A 15,303-nucleotide genomic window follows, 5' to 3' on the forward strand; every position below is an offset into this window, starting at 1 on the left:
GGTCGGGCCGATCGCCCCAGGCCGAGGGACGCGTTCGGAATCTCCGCCTAACGGTTAGGCGGTCACCCAGGTCAGCGGAAGTTGATGAACTGCAGGTCGATGTCGATGTCGGCGCCCTTGAGCAGCGCGATGGTCGCCTGCAGGTCGTCGCGGCTCTTCGAGGAGACCCGCAGCTCGTCGCCCTGCACCTGGCTCTTCACGCTCTTCGGTGCCTCGTCGCGGATGATCTTGCCGAGCTTCTTCGCGTTCTCCTGCGTGATCCCCTCCTTGAGAGTGGATGCGAGGCGGAACTCCTTGCCGCTCGGCTGCGGGTCACCCGACTCGAGGCTCTTCAGCGAGATGCCGCGCTTGATGAGCTTCGACTGGAACACGTCGAGCACCGCGAGGGCGCGGTCCTCGCTGTTCGCCTTGATCAGGATGGTGTCGCCGCTCCATTCGATGGAGGCGTCGGTGCCCTTGAAGTCGTAGCGCTGCTCGACCTCTTTGCGCGCCTGATTGAGGGCGTTGTCCGCCTCCTGGCGGTCGACCTTGCTGACCACGTCGAACGATGAATCTGCCATCCCTCCATGCTAGCCAGGGCGGCGCACCGGGCGATTTCTCTCCTGCCGGGAGAACCCCTATCCTTGTCGAGCGCCTCCGGACAGAAGACCTGATCTCTGGCCGGAGCAGCAATGGCGAGTTACCCAAGCGGCCAAAGGGATCTGACTGTAAATCAGCCGGCGTAGCCTTCGGGGGTTCGAATCCCTCACTCGCCACCACGCAGTCGAAGAGCCGTCCTCCGGGGCGGCTCTTCTGCGTTGTCGTGTGAGCGAGCAGCCCTTCGTATCGCTGCGCGGGGCGGGCGGGCGGGGGCGGAGATGGCGCCGCTGCTAGCGTTGCGCGCATGCGCTGGGGGCGGGTCTACTTCGCTCTTCAGGCGTTCGCCGGAGCCGCCTGGTGGGTGTCGGTGTTCACGGTCCCGGTCGTGCGCACGGCAACGCTCGGGTCGCTCGACCCGATGCTCGTGGCGATCGCCGATATCCCGTTGTTCGTGATCGGCTCGGCACTCGCCGCGCTTGAGGTGCGTGCTGCCGCCGAAGTCGCGACAGCATGGACGTCGCTCGTGCTCCTCGCGCTCGCCGTCTACGCGACGGCGACCGGTGAAGCGGGCTGGGGTGTTCTCGCCATGGCGGCGGCCGTCGGCGGATCGGTGCTGGCGCTCCTCCTCGTCCGGCTCGGCCGGATCCCGACGGAGTGGATCATCGCCGGTCCCTTCGCCTTCCGGCCCGCCCGATCCCGCATCGGCTGGGTGTCCCACCTCGGCGCGACCCTCGCCCAGATCATCGTGTTCTGGGGCTTCTTCCTCGTCGTGATGCCCACGATCATCGCGTTCGTCGAACGACGGTGGGGTTTCTTCATCCAGACTCCACCCATCGTCGCGGTGGGTGGGCTCGTGGTGTTCGCGGCCGCGAGTGCGCTCGGTCTGTGGGCGGCCGTGGCCATGTCGACCCACGGTGACGGGACCCCGTTGCCGGCGGCGATGACGAACCGGCTGGTGATCGCCGGGCCCTACCGGTTCGTGCGCAATCCGATGGCGATGGCGGGCATCGTGCAGGGCGCCGCCGTCGGCCTGATGCTGTCGTCCTGGTTGGTCGTCGTCTACGCGATCGCGGGTTCGCTCGTGTGGAACTACATCGTCCGCCCACTCGAAGAAGCCGACCTCGAGAGTAGGTTCGGCGAGGCCTACGACCGGTATCGCACCGCAGTGCGCTGCTGGGTGCCGCGGATCCCGGGGGTAGCACCGCTGGGGCGCTGAGGTCGGGCGTTGTCGGGCCTCGCAACTACAGCTCAGAACTCCGGCGCTGTGCTCTCGATACGCTCGTTCCTCGCTACTCGAGCCGTCTCGGTGCGCTTCGCTTACTCGACGACCGGTTTTCTCCTAATCGCTCGGCTCAACGAGCGGGACCTGACTCGGTCGTCGAGTAGCGACGGAGAAGCGCATCGAGACCACAGCGCGCACGCTCAGTACGAGCCGCGAGGCGTTCAGGGGATGGGTGTTGGATGGGAGCATGACGCTCGCGGCCTCCGGACTCGACGACCTGCTCCTCATCGCCCGCGACACGGCGCTCGCCGCGGGTGCGCTCGCCCTCCAGCGCAAACGCGAAGGCGTCGAGGTCGCGCAGACCAAGACGACGCCGCTCGACATCGTCACGCATGCCGACCGCGAGACCGAGGCGCTGATCCGCGGACTGCTCTCGGACGCACGTCCCGACGACGGGTTCCTCGGGGAAGAGTCCGGCGGAGACGCTGGAACCAGCGGGCTCACCTGGGTCGTCGACCCGATCGACGGCACCGTCAACTTCCTCTACGGCATTCCGGCCTGGTCGGTGAGCATCGCCGTCGTCGAAGGCGACCCCGACCCGGCGACCTGGCGGGCGCTGGCGGGCGCGGTGGTGAACCCTGTCACCGGCGACGTGTTCACGGCGACGGCCGGTGGCGGCGCGCGACTCGGAGACGACCTCATCCGCGTGAACGACGACGTCCCGTTCGACCGGGCGCTGGTCGGCACCGGCTTCGCCTACGACGTGAATTCTCGCGGTGATCAGATCGCCACCGTGAGTGCGCTGCTCGGCCGGGTCCGCGACGTGCGCCGCATGGGATCCGCGGCACTCGACCTCTGCAGCGTCGCTGCCGGCCGGCTCGACGCCTACTACGAGCGCGGACTCAACCCGTGGGATCAGGCCGCCGGGGCACTGATCGCGAAGGAGGCCGGGGCCAGCGTCGTCGGGGTCGGCGGCGGTCCCGCGGGCAAGGAACTGACCCTCGCCGCAGCGCCGGCGCTCGCCGCCGAACTGCTCGAGTTCGTCACGGAGTTCGGCGCCCCCGAATCCTGAGAATCCTCGCCCAGCTCTCGACAGTTGTGGGAAGTGCACGTACGGTAATCCTGGTTTGATGCGATCGCATCCAAAAAACCAGTGAAGAACGACTCGAAACCCGTTCCGCACACCGCCACGAGTTGGTGCGGAACTCGACCTGGAACTCCTCGCCTTTTGCCTTCTGCCACCCCGCCTGCCGATGCTCACCGCTCTGAGAACGACACCCGAGGTCCTGCCTCTCAGGTTCCGCTGACCCGTCGGGCTCTGCGAGACCAGGCGGCGTCGACATCGGTCGGCTCACGCAAGGCGCGGCGCACCGGATTCGACGGGGACGTCGTGACGACGTCGCGCGAGGCGCGTCGGATCGCGATGGGTGCCCCGAAGCGGACGAGCACCACCAGCCGCAAAGCGGTCGTCCGCTCCTTCATCAGCGCGACCACCATGATCGCCGTCGCCGCGATCGCCGTCGTCACCTCGGTGCCCGCGAACGCTCTGCTGAGCGCCGAAGACCTCGCCAGCGGACAGCTCGGCGTGGTGCAGCCCCGCGAGACCCAGACGCTCACCAGCGCCGGCGCCGGTGCCGCCGCCGAGGTCATCAGCCGTGACGCCTACAGCGTGTCCGACCCGGCCGAGAACGCCCTCCAGAACAAGTGGGACGGCGGTGTGGGGACCTTCACCAACGATCCGAACGGCGCCATCCAGTGGCCGTTCGCCGTCGGCGTGCCGATCTCATCCGGTTTCGGCTACCGGCCCGAGCAGCCCGCCGGGGCGAAGCCGTTCCACTCCGGTCTCGACTTCAACCCGGGAGTCGGTGCGCCGATCCAGGCCATCGCCGACGGGGTGGTGAAGACGGTCATCGAGTCCGACTCAGGTTTCGGCGTCCACGTGTTCATCGAGCACAATGTGGGTGGGCAGAAGATCACGAGCCTGTACGCTCACATGCAGTTCGGCTCCGTGCCGCTCGTCGAGGGGCAGACGGTCTCGGCCGGAGACAGGGTCGGATTGGTCGGCAGCACCGGGCAAGTCACCGGACCGCATCTGCACTTCGAACTCCAGCCGGACGGTGGCGAACAGATCGATCCGTACGCCTGGCTCAAAGCCAACGCCGGTTGAGTCCCGGCAGGGCGGCTGCGTCCGCGTCGAACCAGCGCCTATGCTGGCCGGCGAGACGCGATCATGGACCAGACTCCCCCCGGCACGGCAACGCGACGCGGTAGGCGCGACGCCGAGCGCGCCCGCCGGGCCGTCTCCATCCGACCGACGGCCGACCTGCGGCTCACACGCTTCCGCGCCGATGCGGGGGCGTCACGTGTCGCGGTGCCCCGACCGAGCACCCGTCGTCGTCCCGTGCTCGCGACGCTCACGATGGCGTTCGTCGCCGTTGTGACGGTGGTCACGACGATTCCCGTCAACTCGCTGCTCACTCCGGCGGATCTCGCCCAGGCCATCGCCCCGGAGTCGATCGTGACGGACATCCAGCCGCAGCAGCTGGGGGAGGTGAGCGGAGGAGCCGACGTCCCGATCGCGCGCGACGGGTACAGCGTCACTTCCCTCCGCCAGCAGTTGGCCGCCGTCTCGGCGGGGCGACCCGCGGCCTTCACGAACAACCCGTCGGGCACCATCCAGTGGCCGTTCGCGGCGGGCGTGCCGATATCCGATCAGTTCGGGCCCCGTGTGCTCTGCGACACCTGCGGGGTGACGATGCACCGCGGCGTCGACTTCCTCCCGGGACGCGGGGCACCGATCCAGATCATCGCCGACGGCGTCGTGCGCTACGTCGAAGAGTCCGACGACGGACTCGGCGTGCACGTGATCGTCGACCATCAGATCAACGGCCGGCTCGTCTCCTCCGTCTACTGCCACATGGAGTTCGGTTCCGTCGCCGTCTCGGTGGGCGAACCCGTGCGGGTCGGCCAGCTGGTCGGCATCGTCGGCGACACCGGGTTCGCCTTCGGCCCGCACCTCCATTTCGAGATCCGACTCGACGGCACCGAGAACGTCGACCCAGTGGCGTGGCTCACCGAGAACGCCGGCTGAGCCGCAGCTCCCGGCCCTCTCGCGGTGGCGGCTTGATCAGCTAGCGCGGAGCCAGACCGTCGTCTCGGGAGGCAGCGTCGCGCCGTCGAGCGGCTCGCTCGCGAGGATCACGTCTTCGACCGGAAGCTCGACGGGGACAGTGCCCAGGTTCGCGACGACCGTGACGCCCGCGTTGTCATAGGCGACGACATCGGGCCCGAACTCGTGGCGCCAGGTGAGGTGGCCGGTGCCGAGCGCGGCGGCATCGCGTTCGGTCAAAGCGGTGCGGTAGAGCTCCAGCGTCGACCCCGCTCGGCCCCGCTGACGGTCGCGCGCGAAGTCGGCCCATTCGGCGGGCTGGGGGAGCCAGCTCGCTCCGGTCGTGTTGAACCCATACGCGGGGGCGCTCGCCTCCCACGGGATGGGGACGCGGCAGCCGTCGCGGCCGTACTTCTCGCCGTTCGTGCGGAAGAAGGTGGGGTCCTGACGCGCCTCGTCGGGGAGGTTCACGGCCTCGGGCAGCCCGAGCTCCTCGCCCTGGTACAGGTACGCACTTCCGGGCAGCCCCAGCATCAGCATGGTCGCGGCGCGGGCCCGGCGGAGGCCGAGTTCGACGATCGGCTGTCCGGCACTGTTCGGGCCGACTCCCGCGCCCTGCGGATTCGGGGCGGTGAGGGCGAGCCGGGTGGCGTGCCGGACGACGTCGTGGTTCGACAGCACCCAGGTGCTCGGGGCGCCGACCGAGGCGAATGCGTCGATCGAGTCGGTGATGACCTTCCGCAGTGCGGGAGCCGACCACTCGGTCTCGAGGTAGGTGAAGTTGAAGGCCTGATCCATCTCGTCGGGCCGCACCCAGAGCGCGAGCTTCGAGAGCGGGTCGACCCAGGCTTCCGCGCAGAGCACCCGGTCGCCCTCGTACTCGTCGAGCACGCGCCGCCAGTCGCGGAAGATCTGGTGCACGCCTTCTTGGGCCCAGTAGGGAGGGCTCGAGGGCGTGCTGTCCTCGATCTCGGGCGAGAGCGCGACGCCGCCGGCGCCGCCCATCGATCCGGCGCCTTCCTCAGCCCTCCAGTCGGGCAGCCCGTCGGCTTTCACCATGCCGTGCGCGACGTCGACCCGGAACCCGTCGACGCCGCGGTCGAGCCAGAAGCGAAGTACGTCGATGAAGCGCTCGTGCACCCACGGGTTGTTCCAGTCGAAGTCGGGCTGCGACTTGTCGAACAGGTGCAGGTACCACTGACCCGGTGTTCCGTCGGTCCGGGTGGTGCGGGTCCAGGCGTCACCGCCGAAGACCGACTCCCAGTTGTTCGGGGGCAGGTCGCCGTCGGGCCCGCGACCGTCGCGGAAGATGTAGCGCGCCCGCTCGGGGCTGCCCTCGGGGGCGGCGAGGGCTTCCTGGAACCACACGTGCTGGTCGGAGCTGTGGTTGGGGACGAGGTCGACGATGACTTTGAGCTCGAGCTCGTGTGCCTTGTGGAGGAGTGCGTCGAAGTCGTCGAGCGTGCCGAAGAGGGGGTCGATGTCGCAGTAGTCGGCCACGTCGTAGCCGGCGTCGTTCTGCGGCGACCGGTAGAAGGGCGAGAGCCAGATCGCGTCGATGCCGAGGTCGGCGAGGGAGTCGAGGCGTGCCGTGATGCCGGGGAGGTCGCCGACGCCGTCACCGTCGGAGTCCGCGAACGACCGGGGGTAGATCTGGTAGATGACGGCGGAGCGCCACCACTCGTCGGCGAGCCCCGTCGAGGAGAGGGCGACGTCGGTGTCCAGGGAGCCGTCTTCGGCGGTGCGGGTGGGCTCGATGGGCGCGTTGTCGATCGTCACCCAGACACCCTAACCAGCGGGATCGGGCCTTTCGGGTGCGTGCGGTGTGAGGGCTTACAAGATGTGGTCCCAGGGGATGCTACGATCTTCCGGTGCCGAAAACGGCCGGCCTCGGCCGCGCCGCATCGGCTACGCCCCGATAGCTCAGTGGTAGAGCACTTCCATGGTAAGGAAGGGGTCGTCAGTTCAATCCTGACTCGGGGCTCTGGTTCGCTCGGTTCGCCGGGCTGGCCTCGCGGCGGGGTAGCTCAGGTGGTTAGAGCACACGGCTCATAATCGTGGTGTCGCGGGTTCGAGTCCCGCCCTCGCTACAGACGACGAAGGCCCCGCTCCGGCGGGGCTTTCGTCGTCTGTAGCGAGTAAACCCACGCGGCCGGTACCAGCGCGACGCGAAGCAGCGTGATGGCCGAGCCACGGGGACGGATCGAGAAGTCGCTCCCACGGTGGGCACACACGGCCCGTGGCCGACTGCTTAGCTTGCGCCCATGAAATCTTCCGTCGCCGTCCTCGGGTTGGGGCGTATGGGGCTGCCGGTGGCGTCTCGCTTGCGGGATGCCGGTCGCGAAGTGGTGGTCTTCGATGTCGATCCGTCCCGGGCGGCGGCGGCTCGCGCCGCCGGGCTCCCGGTGGCGACGGATGCGGTGACGCAGGCGGCCGAGGTCGACGTCCTCCTCACGGTCCTGCCCGGGCCCGGCGAATGCGAGGCGGCGATGCTCGGCGGAGTGCTCGACGCGATGCGTCCGGGCTCCCTGTGGCTCGACCTCACCAGCAATTCGCCGTCGGTCGCGGAGCGGATCGCACGGGCCGCCGCGGATCGCGGGGTCGCCGCCGTCGCGGCTCCCATGCTCGGCGGCCCGGACGATGCGGAGCGGGGGAGCCTCGGCTTCTATCTCGCGGGCGAGGCGGCCGCGCTCGACGTGGCGACGCCGATCCTGCACGACCTCGGCGACGAAAGTCGCCTCCTCCGCGCGGGCGACCGGGTGGCTCAGGCGCACGTCGCGAAGCTGGCGGTCAACGGCCTATGGTTCAGTCAGGTCGTCGCGGTCACCGAGATGCTGCTGCTGGCGCAAGCCCACGGGCTCTCGGCCGAGACGTTTCAGCACATCCTCGAATCGAGCCCCGCTCGGAGCGAGTTCACCGAGGCCTATCTCCCGCGTCTGATCTCGGGCGACTACATCGACTCGTTCGGCGTCGACCGCGTGGTCGAGGAGCTCGACGAGGTGGTCCGACTCGCTGCCGCCGCCGGGACGCCGTCCGCATCGATCGACGCCGTGACCACGGTGCACGCGGACGCGCTCGCGCGTTACGGCCCGATCGGCGGCGAGATGCTCGCGGCGCGGCATCTTCGAGAATCGGCAGCTGCCGATTCGCAGGCGGTCACAACCGCCAGCTGAGCGAGTTGAACGCGTCGCTCGAGAGCCCCAGGTCGAAGTAGCAGGCGGCAATCTCGGCGCGTGCGGCGTCGGGGTCGACGCCGTCGCGGACCAGGATCACGCTGCCCGGGTCGGTGAGCAGGCTCCCCGGATTGCGCACCGCGGTGATCCGTCCGTCGAGGGTCTGCCGCAACTCCCACACGATCCGGGTCGCCACGAAGGCGAAGATCTGCGGTGAGAGAGGCCGCCGGCGTCGATGCGACGGATGAACGCGAGCACGGCCGGCGAAGGAACGGCGGCGCCCGCCCGCGACGTAGTCCACTCGATATCGGGCGTAGCCGCCGATCGCAGGCTCATAGTCGATGGCGGCCGACGTGATGCTCGGCCGGCGGTCGAACAGCCCCTCACTGGTGCCGACCATGATCCAGCGTCCCGCCATCTCCGCGCTCACGACGACGCGCGCTCGGGCGACGGACTCGGCGGACATCACGGCTCCAGAGGGGGTTGGAAGACGCGAGCGTACCAACCGCGGCGGCGCCGGGTCCGGCCCCCGTTGTGGGTTCTAGCGACCGAACGAACCGGTGCCCTCGGAGCCGACCGCGATGCGCTCCCGCACCAGGCGACCGCCGACGCGCAGCTCGAGGTCGACCGTGAAGTCGGTTCCCGACGGGATCCAGTCGACGGCGGCGGGCTCGAAGACGGCCTTTGCGCGCCAGACCCCGTGCCGCAGAGTGCGGCGCACCGTCGCGGGGCGCCGCAGCTCGACCGACAGCGGTGTTCCGTGCACCGCGATCGCCGCGTCGAGCGCACCCGGCTCGGTGTCGACGCCCGACAGGCGGAAGTCCGCGGAGACGGTGAGGCCGTCGCGTCCGCGAGAGGCGGTGCCGCCCCGCGGTGCGATGGTGACGGCGCGCCCCCGTGGGCGGCGGGCTGCGGCCCGGGTGAGGACGTCGGCCCAGCGACGGGTGACGGCCTGGTCGGTGAATCGGGCCGCGGTCTCCATCGCCGCCACGCGCATCGGCTCCAGTTCCGCGGCCGGAGTGCTCGCGATGCGGGCGAGTGCGTCCGCGAGGGACTCGAAGTCGCCCAGGGGGATGAGTACGCCGTTGACGCCGTCGTCGATGATGTCGGCGGGACCGTACGGCATGTCGTAGCTGATCGGGATCGACCCGCGCGACATCCCCTCCGCGAGGACGAGGGGGAACCCCTCGCTGGTGCTCGTCAGGGTGAAGAACGACGCGTCGGCGAAGTGCTCGACGGCGCCGCGCTCGAAGCCGTGCAGCACGACGGCGTCGCCGAGGGCGTGCTCCGCCACGAGGGCGTCGAGGGCGGAGCGTTCGGGTCCGTCACCGTAGACGTCGAGTCGCACGTCGGCGCCGGCGGACCGGGCGCGCCCCACTGCGAGCAGCGCGTGATCGACGCGTTTGCGTGCCTCGAGCCCGGCGATGCTGACGCCGGCGCGCGGATCGCGGTCGAGGGCGGGCGTGCGGGAGGGCAGCGCCGTCGCATTGGGCACCACGTCGAGCCGCTCGCCGAGGCGGATGAGCGAGTCCACGTCGTCGCGCTGCCGGTCGGAGAGGAGTACCACCGACTCGAAGTCGGCGGCCGACGCGACGGCCTCGCGACGGGACGGCTTCACCGCACCCCAGGGGCGGGCATCCGTCGCTAGGTGGGAGTTGTGCACGAGGTGCACGCGGGTGGCCCTCGGGTTGCCGTAGCCGGCGAGCGTGGGAGCGGAGGTCTTGCTGTCGACGATGAAGAACGCGTCGTCGTCCCCCGTGAGCAGGTCGAGCCAGGCATGGTAGAACGGCCGCGCCCGGGTGAAGCCCACGACCGGTTCGCCGGCCGCATCGCACAACACGATCGAGCGACCGCCGACGGTTCCGCGCTGCGCGACGTCGCGCCGATCGCTCACGGCCACCGTGCCATTGGGGCGGAAACGGTCGGTCTGCAGCAGCTCGCCGGTGTCGGAGAAGCGGCGGCGGGTGCGGCCCTCGCCGCCGGCCAGCGGGTCGAACGCGTCGAGCGCCTTCCGCTTGCCGCCGCGGAGCTCCGGGAGAGAGCCGGTGCGGCGCTCGAGGTCGTCCCAGAGGTTGCGCACCTCGACTCCGTCGCCGAGGCGACCGTCGGCGGTGAGGGTGGCGATGATCTCGTCGTAGTCGTCGCGGGCGTCGAAGGTGAGCACCTCGACCGGTCGTCCCGCCAGCTGCGCGAACGCGCGGGATCGCCGGAGCATCGCGGCGGTCATCCCGCCGTATTGCGTGGTCAGGCCCCAGGTGACCGCGAACTGACGCCCTTCGGGGAAGGCGATGGCAGGGCGGTCGGAGGCGGCGGTCACGCCTTTCACGTTAGGCCCGCCGAGCTGAACCCGCGCCCATCTCGGCGAAGCGCCGGGTCAGCACCGCGAGGGTGCGCGCATCGCTGTCGACCGCTCCGCCCTCGTGGTTGTTGAAGGGCCACACGTCGATCTCTTTCGGGCCCGCGTAGGCGTTGAACGCGGCGAACACCGTCGACGGCTTGCACGTCTCGTCCATCAGCGCCGCCGAGAACCACGCGGGAGCGTTCGCGCGGGCGGCGAAGTTCACGCCGTCGAAGTACGACAGGGTGCCCTGCACCTGATCGACCTGCTCGCGGTGGACGGCGAGATACCGGACGATCTCGCGGTACGGGTCGTTGTCGTGGATGGTGATGGCGCGGGGGAAGTCGCAGAGGAACGGCACGTACGGCACCACCGCGGCGAGGTCGTCGACGAGGCCGCCGACGGCGAGGGACAGGCCCCCGCCCTGGCTGCCGCCGTGCACGGCCACGCGTGTCGCGTCGATCTCGGGCAGCGTGCGGACCGCGTCCACCGCGCGGACTGCGTCCGTGATGAGTCGCCGGTAGTAGTAGGTCTCCTTCGAGGTGATGCCGCGCGTCATGAATCCGGGGATCTGCGGCCCCGCGCCCGCCTCGTCGGGGGTGTCGCCCGCCGACCAGAAGGACCCCTGCCCGCGTGTGTCCATGAGGAGGTGCGCGAAACCTGCGGACGCCCACAGCAGGTTCTCGATCGACCGGCCGCGACCGCCGCCGTAGCCGACGTACTGCACCACCGCAGGCAGCGGGCCCGATCGCTCGCGCGGCATCCGCAGCCACCCCCGCACCGGCTGCCCCGCGTACCCCGGGAACGCCACATCGAAGACGTCGACGGTGACGAGTCCGGTGTCGACAGGGACCACCGAGACCGTGCCGCTCGCGGCCCTGCTCTCCTGGAGGGTCGACTCCCAGAAGGAGTCGAAGTCGTCGGGGGCGGTCTGACTGCTGCGGTACTCGCGGAGCTGCGGCTCCGGCATGTCGACGTACATCCGATCCTCTCGTTGCCGCCCGACGGGGCGTCGGTGTCGTGTTCTTCCGATGCTCATCATGGCCACAGCGGGCTCCTCGGTCCACACGCGGCCTGCCGCGCCGCAACGCTTCGTAGACTGGCCCGGTGCCAGTGAATGCCGAGATCCAGGGGCGGTCGTATCCGCCGACCCCGCCCTACCTCGTCGGACGCGAGAAGATCCGCGAGTTCGCGCGCGCCGTGCTCGCGACCGATCCGATCTCCTTCGACCTCGACGCCGCCCGCGCGGCCGGATTCGAGGACCTCGTCGCGCCGCCCACCTTCGGTGTGGTCGTGCAGGAGCAGGCCCTCGCCCAGCTCCTCGCCGACGAGGACGCCGGCATCGACTTCTCGCGCGTGGTGCACGGCGACCAGCGCTTCACCTTCACGCGGCCGATCGTCGCGGGCGACGAGCTCTCCGCCGTCCTCACGGTCACGAGCGTCAAAACACTCGGAGGCAACTCGATGGTGACCGCGGAGACCGCACTGACCGACGCCGGTGGCGACCACGTCGTGACCGCCACCTCCTCCCTCGTCGTCAGGGGCGACGAATGAGCCGCGCCCTCGCCGACCTGACCGTCGGTGACGTCATCGCCGAGCGCGAACTCTCCGTCACGCGGGACACGCTCGTCCGCTATGCCGGCGCCTCGGGGGACTTCAACCCCATCCACTACCGCGACGACGTCGCCGCCGAGGTCGGGCTGCCCGGCGTGCTCGCGCACGGAATGCTGACCATGGGCGCCGCCGTCCAGGTCGTCGTCGACTGGATCGGTGGAGCACACCTCGTCCGCGACTACCAGGTGCGCTTCACACGACCCGTCGTGGTCGACCCCGCCGACGGCGCCGTCATCGGCATCACGGCGAAGATCGGCGCGATCGACGCCGAGGCCCGCGCCGCACGAGTCGACCTCACCGTCACCTACGCCGGAAGCACCGTCCTCGGCAAGGCCCAGGCCGTCACGGTCGTGGAGTGACCTCCGTGACCACGCTGCCGTTGGCCGACCTCACGACCATGCGGGTCGGCGGGCCGGCCGACGTCATCGACGCCGGCTCCGAGACCGAGATCGTCGACGCCGCTCTCGGTCTCTGGGCGGACGATGAGGAGTGGATGGTGCTCGGCGGAGGATCGAACACGATCGCCGCCGATGACGGATTCGAGGGCACGGTCCTCCGCACGGTCTCGCGCGGCATCGAGGTGCTGCCCGAGAGCACCCGGACCTCGAGCATCCCCCTGGTCGCGCACCAGGACACCGCACGGGCCGATCGGGAGCGTTCGCCCGAGACACCGCGCGTGCGGATCCGCGTGCAGGCCGGCCACCCGTGGGACGAGCTCGTCGCCGAGACGGTGGCGAACGGCTGGTCGGGTCTCGAGGCGCTGTCCGGCATCCCGGGATCGACGGGGGCGTCTCCCATCCAGAACATCGGCGCCTACGGTCAGGAGCTCGCCGCCTCGCTCGTCGCCGTCGACTTCCTCGACCGTTTCGAGAACGCCCCTCGGCGCCTCCGCGCTTCCGAGCTGGGGCTCGGATACCGTACCTCCGTCTTCAAACAGGGGCGCGAAGGCGTCGTCACGGCGGTCGAGTTCGAGCTCGCCGCCCCGGGCGGCGATGCGCTGAGCCAGCCTCTCGGGTACTCCCAGCTCGCCCATGCCCTCGGCGCCAAGCTCGGCGACCGGGTGCCGATCTCGGTCCTGCGCGAGGCGGTGCTCGACCTGCGGCGCGGCAAGGGGATGGTGCTCGACCCGGCGGACCCCGACTCGGTGAGCGCCGGATCGTTCTTCACCAATCCGATCGTCTCCGAGCGCTTCGCGCGGACCCTGCCCGACGAGGCGCCGCGCTGGCCGACGAGCCTCGACGAGCCCGACATCGTGGTCCCGCTCGGCACCGTTCCCCCGTCGCGGGCATCCGAGCGTGCGGAGAAGGACGAGTACCGGGTCAAGCTCAGCGCCGCCTGGCTCATCGAGCACTCCGGTATCACCCGCGGCTTCCGGCTGACCGGATCCCGCGCGGCGATCTCGACGAAGCACACCCTCGCCCTGGTCAACACCGGTGGGGCGACGACGACCGAGATCCTCGAGCTCGCCCGCTACGTGCGCGCCATGGTCCAGGTCGAGTTCGGGGTGCTGCTGCAGCCCGAGCCGGTGATCGTCGGAACGAGCATCTGACCCCGTCGCTCAGTTGACGCGGACCAGGGTCCTCTGCAGTCCCGACGACCCGTTGGGTGCGATCGGGGCGCGCTCCTCGGTCTGCACGGTGCCCGCCTTGTCGGTGGTGCGAACCGCGACGTAGTGGGTGCCGCTCGTGGCCTCCCAGTCGAGGAACCACTGCACCCAGCTGGCGTCGTTGATCGGGTTCGAGACGGTCGCGGGCTGCCAGTCGCCGTCGTCGATCTGCACCTCGACCCGGGCTACACCGACCGGCTGCGCCCAAGCCATCCCGGCGATCTTCACGAGACCGGCGGGAACGGCCTTGTCGACGCGAGGCGTGTCGATGCGGGAGGACAGCTTGATGGGCGCTTCGGCGTCGTAGCCGCGCGGCGTCCAGTAGGCCTCGTCCGCGTCGAAGGTGGTGACCTTGAGCTCGCTCAACCACTTCGTGGCCGACACGTAGCCGTAGAGGCCGGGCACGACCATCCGCACGGGGAAACCGTGTTCGAGAGGCAGGGGCTCTCCATTCATCGCGACCGCGAGGATCGCGTCGAGCCCGTCGTCGGTCAGCGCGCTCAGGGGCGTGCTCGCGGTGTAGCCATCGACACTGCGCGAGAGCACCATGTCGGCGCCGTTCTGCGGCGACGCCAACGCGAGGACATCGCGCACCGGCACACCGGTCCAGATCGCGTTGCCGACGAGGCCGCCGCCGACCTCGTTGGAGACGCAGGTGAGGGTGACCCCGTACTCATCAAGCCCCATCGCCACCAGCTCGTCGAAGGTGAGGGTGATCTCCTCGTCGACCATGCCCGTCACCGTGAGGGCCCAGGTCGCCGGGTCGACCGAGGGCACCGTGAGCGCGGTGTCGACCCGGTAGAAGTCCGCGTTGGGGGTGACGAGCGGCGAGAGGCCCTCGATGTCGAACTCGGCACCGGCGGGGAGCTCGACGCGCGAACGGGGAGCGGGAAGGCGCAGCGCCTCGCGCACCGCGGTGCCCGAGGTGACCGCGGCGTTCACCAATCGGGCGCCGACGCCGACGATCAGGGCGCCCGCCCCGGTGGCGAGCGAGATGCGCAGGAAGCTGCGGCGCGCGAGTCCTGCCTCGTCCGTGCCGTCCGTGCCGTCCGTGCCGTCCGAGACCGCTGTCCTCCATCGGGCGATGCGTCCCACGAGGAGCACGAGCACCACCACGCCCGCCGCAGTGCCGACCGCCGACGGGATGGCGGCCAGCGCCGGCACCACCCCGGCGCGAGTCGCGGTCGCCGCCACCGCCGCCGCGCCGGCGAGACCGAGCAGCGCGGCGCCGAATGGCGGACGGACGAGCTGCAGGAGACCGGCGATAGCGGCCCCGATCACCGCGGCGAGGCCGACGGAGATGAGGAGGATCGGCTTGTCCGCGGTGCCGAACAGCTCGATCGCGAGTTCCTTGATGGGGCGGGGAACGATGTCGATGACGAAGGCGCCGACCGCGAGAAGCGGGCTCGCCTGACGGGCGATGAGAAGGGCGACCAGCTCGGCGACGGCCAGGAGGGCCGCAGCGCTCACCACGCCGGCGAATGCCGCCGCGATACGGGTGTGCGGTGCACCGCGTCTGCTCTTCATCGCGTCCTCCGGATCGGTTCGTCTCCTAGGGGTTCGTCGCGGGTGCTCCTTCCGGATTGTCGGAGGCGGCGGTCGGATTTCCCAGCGAGTTCCCACCTTCGGGGCCAATCCGATCGCCCCTCCACCGCCGAAACC

The 15,303-nt window shown here is 70.2% G+C and carries 14 protein-coding genes and 3 tRNA genes; 11 read left to right on the top strand and 6 right to left on the bottom strand.

The window, feature by feature from the left end; all coding sequences use genetic code 11:
- Nucleotides 1–71: 71 nt before the first annotated feature.
- Nucleotides 72–560, bottom strand: coding sequence for a YajQ family cyclic di-GMP-binding protein (locus tag NGH83_RS00740; protein WP_251857180.1), 489 nt, complete (start codon nt 558–560; stop codon nt 72–74).
- 113 nt (nt 561–673) lie between these two features.
- On the opposite strand from NGH83_RS00740, the gene NGH83_RS00745 reads away from it, so the two are divergent.
- From NGH83_RS00745 to NGH83_RS00765, 5 genes are all read left to right on the top strand, one after another.
- Nucleotides 674–758 (top strand) — tRNA-Tyr (locus NGH83_RS00745).
- 125 nt (nt 759–883) lie between these two features.
- Nucleotides 884–1,795, top strand: a complete 912-nt coding sequence (locus NGH83_RS00750; protein WP_251857181.1) for an isoprenylcysteine carboxylmethyltransferase family protein — start codon at nt 884–886, stop codon at nt 1,793–1,795.
- A gap of 253 nt (nt 1,796–2,048) precedes the next feature.
- Nucleotides 2,049–2,873, top strand: a complete 825-nt coding sequence (locus tag NGH83_RS00755; protein ID WP_251857182.1) for an inositol monophosphatase family protein — start codon at nt 2,049–2,051, stop codon at nt 2,871–2,873.
- A gap of 318 nt (nt 2,874–3,191) precedes the next feature.
- The gene (locus NGH83_RS00760) at nt 3,192–3,968 is read left to right on the top strand and encodes a M23 family metallopeptidase (protein WP_251857183.1); all 777 of its coding nucleotides are present in this window, start codon (nt 3,192–3,194) and stop codon (nt 3,966–3,968) included.
- A gap of 63 nt (nt 3,969–4,031) precedes the next feature.
- The gene (locus NGH83_RS00765; RefSeq protein WP_251857184.1) at nt 4,032–4,892 is read left to right on the top strand and encodes a M23 family metallopeptidase; all 861 of its coding nucleotides are present in this window, start codon (nt 4,032–4,034) and stop codon (nt 4,890–4,892) included.
- A 36-nt stretch (nt 4,893–4,928) separates the two neighbouring features.
- Here NGH83_RS00765 and NGH83_RS00770 read toward each other — a convergent pair whose 3' ends face one another.
- Entirely contained in the window at nt 4,929–6,635 is a 1,707-nt protein-coding gene (locus NGH83_RS00770) for a glycoside hydrolase family 13 protein (protein ID WP_251858564.1), read from the bottom strand.
- A gap of 187 nt (nt 6,636–6,822) precedes the next feature.
- Here NGH83_RS00770 and NGH83_RS00775 point away from each other — a divergent pair.
- From NGH83_RS00775 to NGH83_RS00785, 3 genes are all read left to right on the top strand, one after another.
- Nucleotides 6,823–6,894: transfer RNA gene (locus NGH83_RS00775), tRNA-Thr, on the top strand.
- Nucleotides 6,895–6,926: 32 nt separating this feature from the next.
- A tRNA-Met gene (locus NGH83_RS00780) sits at nt 6,927–7,000 on the top strand.
- A 174-nt stretch (nt 7,001–7,174) separates the two neighbouring features.
- A complete protein-coding gene (locus tag NGH83_RS00785) occupies nt 7,175–8,083 on the top strand; it encodes an NAD(P)-dependent oxidoreductase (RefSeq protein WP_251857185.1) in 909 nt (302 codons plus the stop codon).
- Here the strand turns inward: NGH83_RS00785 and NGH83_RS00790 are convergent.
- The 3 genes from NGH83_RS00790 to NGH83_RS00800 all read right to left on the bottom strand — a co-directional run bounded on the left by NGH83_RS00790 (nt 8,067) and on the right by NGH83_RS00800 (nt 11,403).
- Nucleotides 8,067–8,549 (bottom strand): hypothetical protein, encoded by a 483-nt coding sequence (locus NGH83_RS00790; RefSeq protein ID WP_251857186.1) that lies wholly within the window; start codon nt 8,547–8,549, stop codon nt 8,067–8,069. The two genes, NGH83_RS00785 and NGH83_RS00790, sit on opposite strands and share 17 nt — an antisense overlap.
- Nucleotides 8,550–8,624: 75 nt before the next feature.
- On the bottom strand, nt 8,625–10,400 hold the full coding sequence (locus NGH83_RS00795; protein ID WP_251857187.1) for a glycosyltransferase: 1,776 nt from the start codon (nt 10,398–10,400) through the stop codon (nt 8,625–8,627).
- A gap of 10 nt (nt 10,401–10,410) precedes the next feature.
- Complete coding sequence (locus tag NGH83_RS00800; protein WP_251857188.1) at nt 10,411–11,403, bottom strand: acetylxylan esterase; 993 nt, start codon at nt 11,401–11,403, stop codon at nt 10,411–10,413.
- A 125-nt stretch (nt 11,404–11,528) separates the two neighbouring features.
- Here NGH83_RS00800 and NGH83_RS00805 point away from each other — a divergent pair, with 125 nt between their 5' ends.
- The 3 genes from NGH83_RS00805 to NGH83_RS00815 are packed head-to-tail and all read left to right on the top strand — an operon-like array spanning nt 11,529 to nt 13,584.
- Nucleotides 11,529–11,975 carry a MaoC family dehydratase N-terminal domain-containing protein gene (locus tag NGH83_RS00805; RefSeq protein WP_251857189.1) on the top strand — a complete coding sequence of 149 codons (447 nt, stop codon included), beginning with the start codon at nt 11,529–11,531 and terminating at the stop codon, nt 11,973–11,975.
- Nucleotides 11,972–12,394, top strand: coding sequence for a MaoC/PaaZ C-terminal domain-containing protein (locus NGH83_RS00810; RefSeq protein ID WP_251857190.1), 423 nt, complete (start codon nt 11,972–11,974; stop codon nt 12,392–12,394). Before NGH83_RS00805 ends, NGH83_RS00810 begins: the two co-directional genes overlap by 4 nt.
- Nucleotides 12,395–12,432: 38 nt before the next feature.
- Nucleotides 12,433–13,584 carry a UDP-N-acetylmuramate dehydrogenase gene (locus NGH83_RS00815; RefSeq protein ID WP_251858565.1) on the top strand — a complete coding sequence of 384 codons (1,152 nt, stop codon included), beginning with the start codon at nt 12,433–12,435 and terminating at the stop codon, nt 13,582–13,584.
- Between the two features lie 9 nt (nt 13,585–13,593).
- On the opposite strand, the gene NGH83_RS00820 is transcribed toward NGH83_RS00815, so the two are convergent.
- On the bottom strand, nt 13,594–15,168 hold the full coding sequence (locus NGH83_RS00820; protein WP_251857191.1) for a molybdopterin-dependent oxidoreductase: 1,575 nt from the start codon (nt 15,166–15,168) through the stop codon (nt 13,594–13,596).
- Between the last annotated feature and the right edge of the window lie 135 nt (nt 15,169–15,303).

Origin of the sequence: Herbiconiux sp. L3-i23, from assembly GCF_023734115.1 — a bacterium.
Lineage (GTDB): Bacteria > Actinomycetota > Actinomycetes > Actinomycetales > Microbacteriaceae > Naasia.

What these genes read in the sequence shown, in the direction of transcription:
- NGH83_RS00740 (WP_251857180.1), bottom strand. Translation starts at nt 560, where the DNA reads ATGGCAGATTCATCGTTCGACGTGGTCAGCAAGGTCGACCGCCAGGAG.
- NGH83_RS00750 (WP_251857181.1), top strand. Translation starts at nt 884, where the DNA reads ATGCGCTGGGGGCGGGTCTACTTCGCTCTTCAGGCGTTCGCCGGAGCC.
- NGH83_RS00755 (WP_251857182.1), top strand. Translation starts at nt 2,049, where the DNA reads ATGACGCTCGCGGCCTCCGGACTCGACGACCTGCTCCTCATCGCCCGC.
- NGH83_RS00765 (WP_251857184.1), top strand. Translation starts at nt 4,032, where the DNA reads ATGGACCAGACTCCCCCCGGCACGGCAACGCGACGCGGTAGGCGCGAC.
- NGH83_RS00785 (WP_251857185.1), top strand. Translation starts at nt 7,175, where the DNA reads ATGAAATCTTCCGTCGCCGTCCTCGGGTTGGGGCGTATGGGGCTGCCG.
- NGH83_RS00790 (WP_251857186.1), bottom strand. Translation starts at nt 8,549, where the DNA reads ATGTCCGCCGAGTCCGTCGCCCGAGCGCGCGTCGTCGTGAGCGCGGAG.
- NGH83_RS00800 (WP_251857188.1), bottom strand. Translation starts at nt 11,403, where the DNA reads ATGTACGTCGACATGCCGGAGCCGCAGCTCCGCGAGTACCGCAGCAGT.
- NGH83_RS00810 (WP_251857190.1), top strand. Translation starts at nt 11,972, where the DNA reads ATGAGCCGCGCCCTCGCCGACCTGACCGTCGGTGACGTCATCGCCGAG.
- NGH83_RS00815 (WP_251858565.1), top strand. Translation starts at nt 12,433, where the DNA reads ATGCGGGTCGGCGGGCCGGCCGACGTCATCGACGCCGGCTCCGAGACC.
- NGH83_RS00820 (WP_251857191.1), bottom strand. Translation starts at nt 15,168, where the DNA reads ATGAAGAGCAGACGCGGTGCACCGCACACCCGTATCGCGGCGGCATTC.